The 5,345-nt window shown below is 70.2% G+C and carries 2 protein-coding genes; both read right to left on the bottom strand.

The features are described 5' to 3' along the window. Nucleotides 1-75: 75 nt before the first annotated feature. Nucleotides 76-2,652 carry a protein kinase gene (locus VFS34_14065; GenBank protein HET9795575.1) on the bottom strand — a complete coding sequence of 859 codons (2,577 nt, stop codon included), beginning with the start codon at nt 2,650-2,652 and terminating at the stop codon, nt 76-78. A gap of 127 nt (nt 2,653-2,779) precedes the next feature. After that, a partial coding sequence (locus tag VFS34_14060) for a protein kinase (protein HET9795574.1) occupies nt 2,780-5,345 on the bottom strand: 2,566 nt, incomplete at its 5' end.

Here is a 5,345-nt window from a genome sequence, read left to right as displayed (position 1 = left end):
GCTCCCGCTCGATTCATTGAAGAGGAGCGTGCGGCCGCCTCCCGGCGTCCGCTCCTCCGCGCTGGCCAGCGACGCCTATCGCGCGCCTTCGACGAGAAACAGCCTCGAGATCATCACACGGGTGCTGTAGGCGTAGTACTTCTCGTCCGGCGTCATCACGACGGTGCCGAGCTGGAGGGCGCCGGCGAGGCGCGAGCCGCCGAGCGTCCGGACCGGCGTGCGGCGGCCGGTCGCAAGCTCGAGTCGGTCGATCCTCGCCGGCATCTCCGCCGCCTGGACGACGAGGACCGATCGTCCGTCGACGCCCCACTGGACGACCCATTCGTCCCGCAGGGAGCCGGGAACCGGGCGGGGCGCCCCGCCCCCCGCCGGATAGAGCGCGAGTCCGGCGCCGCCGATCTGCCGGACGAGGATCGTCGCGGCATCGGGCGAAACCATGCCGTCCGTCGTTCCCTCCGGCGTGACCGGGCGCGGCTTTCCGCCTCCGACCGGCAGAACGTAGCAGCGCACCGCGTGCCCTTCTTCGTTGCCGCAGGCGAGGACGTTCGCGCCGTCCGGGAAGAATCGGGCGGACTCGATGCTCAGGATCCCGCCGGTGTCGAGGCGGCGCGTCTCGCCCGGGCCCGTGGGGTCGAGCACGAGCTGCTGAGGCGACGTCGGGATGCTGACGAGCGCCCATTTTCCATCGCGGGAGAGGTCCTGCGCGAATCCTTCGCCCAGCCGGACGACGGGAGAGCCGTCGGTCCCGCGCAGGCAGGCCGCGTAGTTGACGCCGACGCTCCCGCTCGATTCATTGAAGAGGAGCGTGCGGCCGTCGGCCGTGAGGCTGACCGCGTCGGAAAGATCGAGCCAGGAGAGGTCCTTCTCCGCCTTCTCGCCCGGCGCGAACACCGGCATTTCCCGGAGGAAGTCGTCGCGCGTGACGAGCCAGCGGCCGTCGGCGCCGACGTCCTGCACGGTGACGCCGCCGGCGCTCTCCAGCGCGTCGCGACGATGGCCGGCGAGGTCGACGGCGTACACCTTGAAATTGTTGTATGCGGTTCCCGCGGAGAACAGAACCTCGCGTCCGTCGCGCGACCAGGCGAGGCCTTCCTCTCCCCAGTAGCCTTCGGACAGGACCTTGCGGTTCCCTTTCAGGTCCACGACCGCCACGAGGCCGCGGTCGTCCCACTTGATCGGATGCTCGAAGAAGGCGATGCGGTCGCCGGAAGGCGAGAACCGCGGGTTGCTGAGATAACCGCCGACCTCGCGAAGGGCCGTCCCGACGGGGAACTCGAGGCGATCCTTTCCGGCCACCGTCCGGATGATGGCGAGCCCCGAGCCGTCGGGCGACCAGTCCGCTTCCCGGACGCCGTCGAGCACTTCGCGCGGCGCACCTCCCTCGAGGGGCATCCGCGCGAGCGTCCCGAGGAAGACGTCGTGGCGCATGAACTTCGGATGCGTGAGGACGGCGAGCTCGCCTTTCGACGACACGGAGAGGAGCGCGGTCCCGGGCGGACCGAAAATCGACGCGCCGGGGAAGCCGGGGCGGACGGCGAAGATCGACGGAGTGCTGCCCGACGGTGCGGAGGCGTAGAAGACGGTCTTTCCGTCGGGCGCGAACCGCGCGTTGAAGATCGGCTCCTGGCGGTAGGTCAGCTGCGAGAACGTCCGGCTCCCGGGCGTCGAGCGCCTCTCGATCCGGCGGCCGAGGCCGTACGCCGCGGCGACGGCCGCGATGATCGCCGCCGCGGCGGCAATCGCGACCGGACGCGGCATTGGCCGGCCGCCGGCCTTTCCCGATACGGCGGGGCGCGACGTCGAGGCACCGGAAACGGACTCCAGATCGAAAGCCAGGTCGCTCGCGGAATGGAACCGGGCTTCGGGCGACTTTTCGAGACACCGGCGGACGATCCGGTCGAGCGCGGGAGAGATGTTGCGGCCCGATTCGAGGAGCTCCGGCGGCTCCTCCTTCAGGATCGCGTTCAGCGTCTCGATCCCGGTGTCGCCCTTGAAGGCGCGTTTGCCCGCGAGCATCTCGTAGAGGATCGCGCCGAACGAGAAGATGTCCGTCCGCGGATCGAGCTCGCGTCCGCGCACCTGCTCGGGCGACATGTATCCGACCGTCCCGAGAACCGTCCCCGGTTCGGTCCCGGCCGGCGCCGTCGGCGCATTCGTGATCGCCGCGTCGACCGCGACCTTCTTCGCCAGGCCGAAGTCGAGGATCTTGACGCGGCCGTCGGAGGTCAGGAAGACGTTCTCCGGCTTGAGGTCCCGGTGGATGATCCCCTTTTCGTGCGCCGCGGCGAGACCGCGGGCGATCGGGATCGCGATGTCGACGGCGCGGCGCTGGGGAAGGGAGGAGGCTTCGAGTCGGGACCGCAGGGTCTCTCCCTCGAGGAGCTCCGTCACCGCGTACGCGACGCCGCCCTCTTTCCCGAAATCGTGGATCGAGAGGATGTTCGGGTGGTTCAGGGCGGCGACCGCGTGCGCCTCGCGCTCGAAGCGGGAGAGCGCGTCGGGGTCTCTGGCGAGCGATTCGGGCAGCACCTTGATCGCGACGAGGCGGTTGAGCTTCGTGTCCTTCGCCTTGTAGACCTCGCCCATTCCCCCGGCCCCCAGGGGAGAGATGACTTCATAGGGACCCAGCTTCGTTCCGGCGGCTAACGGCACGAGCGACCTCCCGCGGCGAAGCGGAGCGAGCGAAGGCGGGCTCGCAATCTCGCCCGCCACGCGGAGCCTTTCCCGAGCGAAGCGCGAGGGCTCGCGGCAGGCTCCGCTTCGAAGGAGCGAGGGCGGATCATCGAATCCCCTCGCCGAGGAAGAGCGAGCTCAGACGACGGGTGTAATTGCAGGCGATCGCGCGGCCGTCGCGGCTCATCACGACCGGGCCGTAGGCGTTCTGGAGGCCGGCCGCGTCGGAGACGTCGAACTGGCGCCAGGGACGGCGCGCGCCGGTCGACACGTCGAGCTGCTCGATCCGGATCGGGAGATCTCCGCCGACCACGAAGAGCGTTCTTTCGTCCGCGAACCGGACCGGCAGGTCGCCGTCGCGCCATCCCGCGACGGGAGTCGGGGCGCCGCCGGAGATCGGGTAGAGCGCCGGCCGCCGGTCGGGCCCGCGCAGCACGACGGCGCGGCCGTCGGGAGTGACGGGCACGTAGGGGTCGAACGCATCGACCCCCTCCGGCGTCAGGGGGACGAGCTTTCCCGCGCCGACATCGAGACGGAAGGCGCGCCGGCTCGCTCCGGACGCCGCCACGAGGACGAGGCTTTCGTTCGAAATCCAGTTTCCGGTTTCGACCGGGACGTCGACGGCGATCGAGCGCGCTTCGCCCGCTCCCATCGGATAGAGGACGACCCGCGGGGACGGGGTATAGACGACGTCGGCGACCCACTTCCCGTCCGGAGAGAGCGCCAGGCCGCCTCCCTCTCCGACCCGAGCCGCCGGCGAGCCGTCGGTCGGCCGGAGATACGTGGTGTAGTTGTTCCCGCTTCCCTCCCCGACGTACGTCGTCAGGAGCAGCCGGTCGTCGGGGGAGAAGTCCTGGCCGAACGAATACCCGAGCCAGGAGAGGTCCCGTCCTTTCTCGGCTCCCGGAAGGTACGCGATGGTCTGGATCGACCGCTCCTCGCGCGTCAGGAGGACGCGGCCGTCGGGCGCCACATCCATGAGGAAGACGTTGCCCGGAATGCCGAAGACCGGCCGCGACTTCCCGCCGGGCCTCACGGCCATGAGGCGCCGTCCTCCGACGCCGGAGTCCGCCGCGAACAGGATCTCGTCCCCTTTCGAAGACCAGCACGCTCCCTGGACGCCGCTCCACTCCTCCGTGAGGACCCGGTGGGCGCCGCGGAGATCGACGAGGTCGATCGTCCCCCGGTCGTCCTGGAGGACGGGGTGGTTCGCGAACGCGATCCGCGTGCCGTCCCGGGAGAAGCGGAGATGGCTGATCCATCCGCCGGTTTCGTAGAGGACCTTTCCGATCGGATACTCGATCCGGTAACGGGACCCCACCCGCCGGGCGACCGCGATCCCTTCGCCGTCGGGCGCCCAGTCCGCGGCGATGACGTCGTCCACGATGGGCCGCGGGGTCCCGCCGAGGAGAGGCACGCGGGCAAGTTGTCCGAGACCCATCCATCCGGTCTGCCGGTACCCGAGCGCGATCGCGAGCTCACCCTTCGAGGAGAGCGACAGTACCGTCGCTTCCGGGACGGCGAGCGGCGTCGATTCCGGCGTATCGGTCCTCGCGAGGTAGACGTGGTAGGCCGCGCCGTTCCACGCGGCGCCGTAGGCGATCGTCCGGCCGTCGGGCGAGAAACGCGCTTCGTGGATGATGCCGCGGTCGTGGGTGACGGCGGTGAAGCGGGCCGATCCGGCCGTCCCGGCGCGCCGCGCGCCGAGCCAGAGACCCGCCCCGAGAAAGAGAGCCGCCGTCGCGGCGAGCGCCGCCGGCAGCTTCCACCGGCGGGCGGCGCCGCCGCGGACCCCGCGCGCGGGGCCGCTCATCGGGCCGGCGGAAACGACCGAGAGCGACTCGAGATCGAACGCGACGTCGCCGGCGGAGTGGAAGCGCGATTCCGGATTCTTTTCGAGACAGTGGCGGACGATCCGGTCGAGCGCGGGAGAGACGTTGCGGCCGGATTCGACGAGCTCGGGCGGCTCCTCCTTCAATATCGCGTTCATCGTCTCCACGTGCGAGTCGCCGCGGAAGGCGCGCCGGCCCGAGAGCATCTCGTAGAGGATCGCGCCGAAGGAGAAGATGTCCGTCCGATGGTCGATGTCGCGTCCGCGGACCTGCTCGGGCGACATGTAGCCGACGGTGCCCATCACGGTGCCGGGCTCCGTTCCCGGCGCGGCGGTCGGCGCCTCGGTCGCCGATTCGTCGCGCGAGATCTTCTTCGCGAGCCCGAAGTCGAGGATCTTGACGCGTCCGTCGGAGGTCAGGAAGACGTTGTCGGGCTTCAGGTCCCGGTGGATGATTCCCTTCTCGTGCGCGGCCGCCAGCCCGCGCGCGATGGCCGTCGCGATCTCGACTGCGCGGCGCGGGGGGAGCGCGGCGCCCCCTTCCAGTCGGGATCGAAGCGTTTCCCCTTCGAGGAGCTCCGTGACCGCATAGGCCACGCCGTCATGGGAACCGAAGTCGTGGATCGACAGGATGTTCGGATGGTTCAGGGCCGCGACGGCGTGCGCCTCCCGCTCGAATCGTGCGAGCGCGTCGGGATCCCGGGCGAGCGATTCGGGAAGGACCTTGACGGCGACGAAGCGGTCGAGCTTCGTGTCTTTCGCCTTGTAGACCTCGCCCATGCCCCCCGCGCCGATCGGGGAGAGGATTTCGTAGGAACCCAGGCGCGTCCCTGCCGCGAGC

It is taken from the genome of Thermoanaerobaculia bacterium (genome assembly GCA_035717485.1).
Taxonomy (GTDB): Bacteria; Acidobacteriota; Thermoanaerobaculia; order UBA5066; family DATFVB01; genus DATFVB01.
Note: the sequence above shows the minus strand (reverse complement) of the source record. Positions and strands in the feature narration are given on the sequence as shown.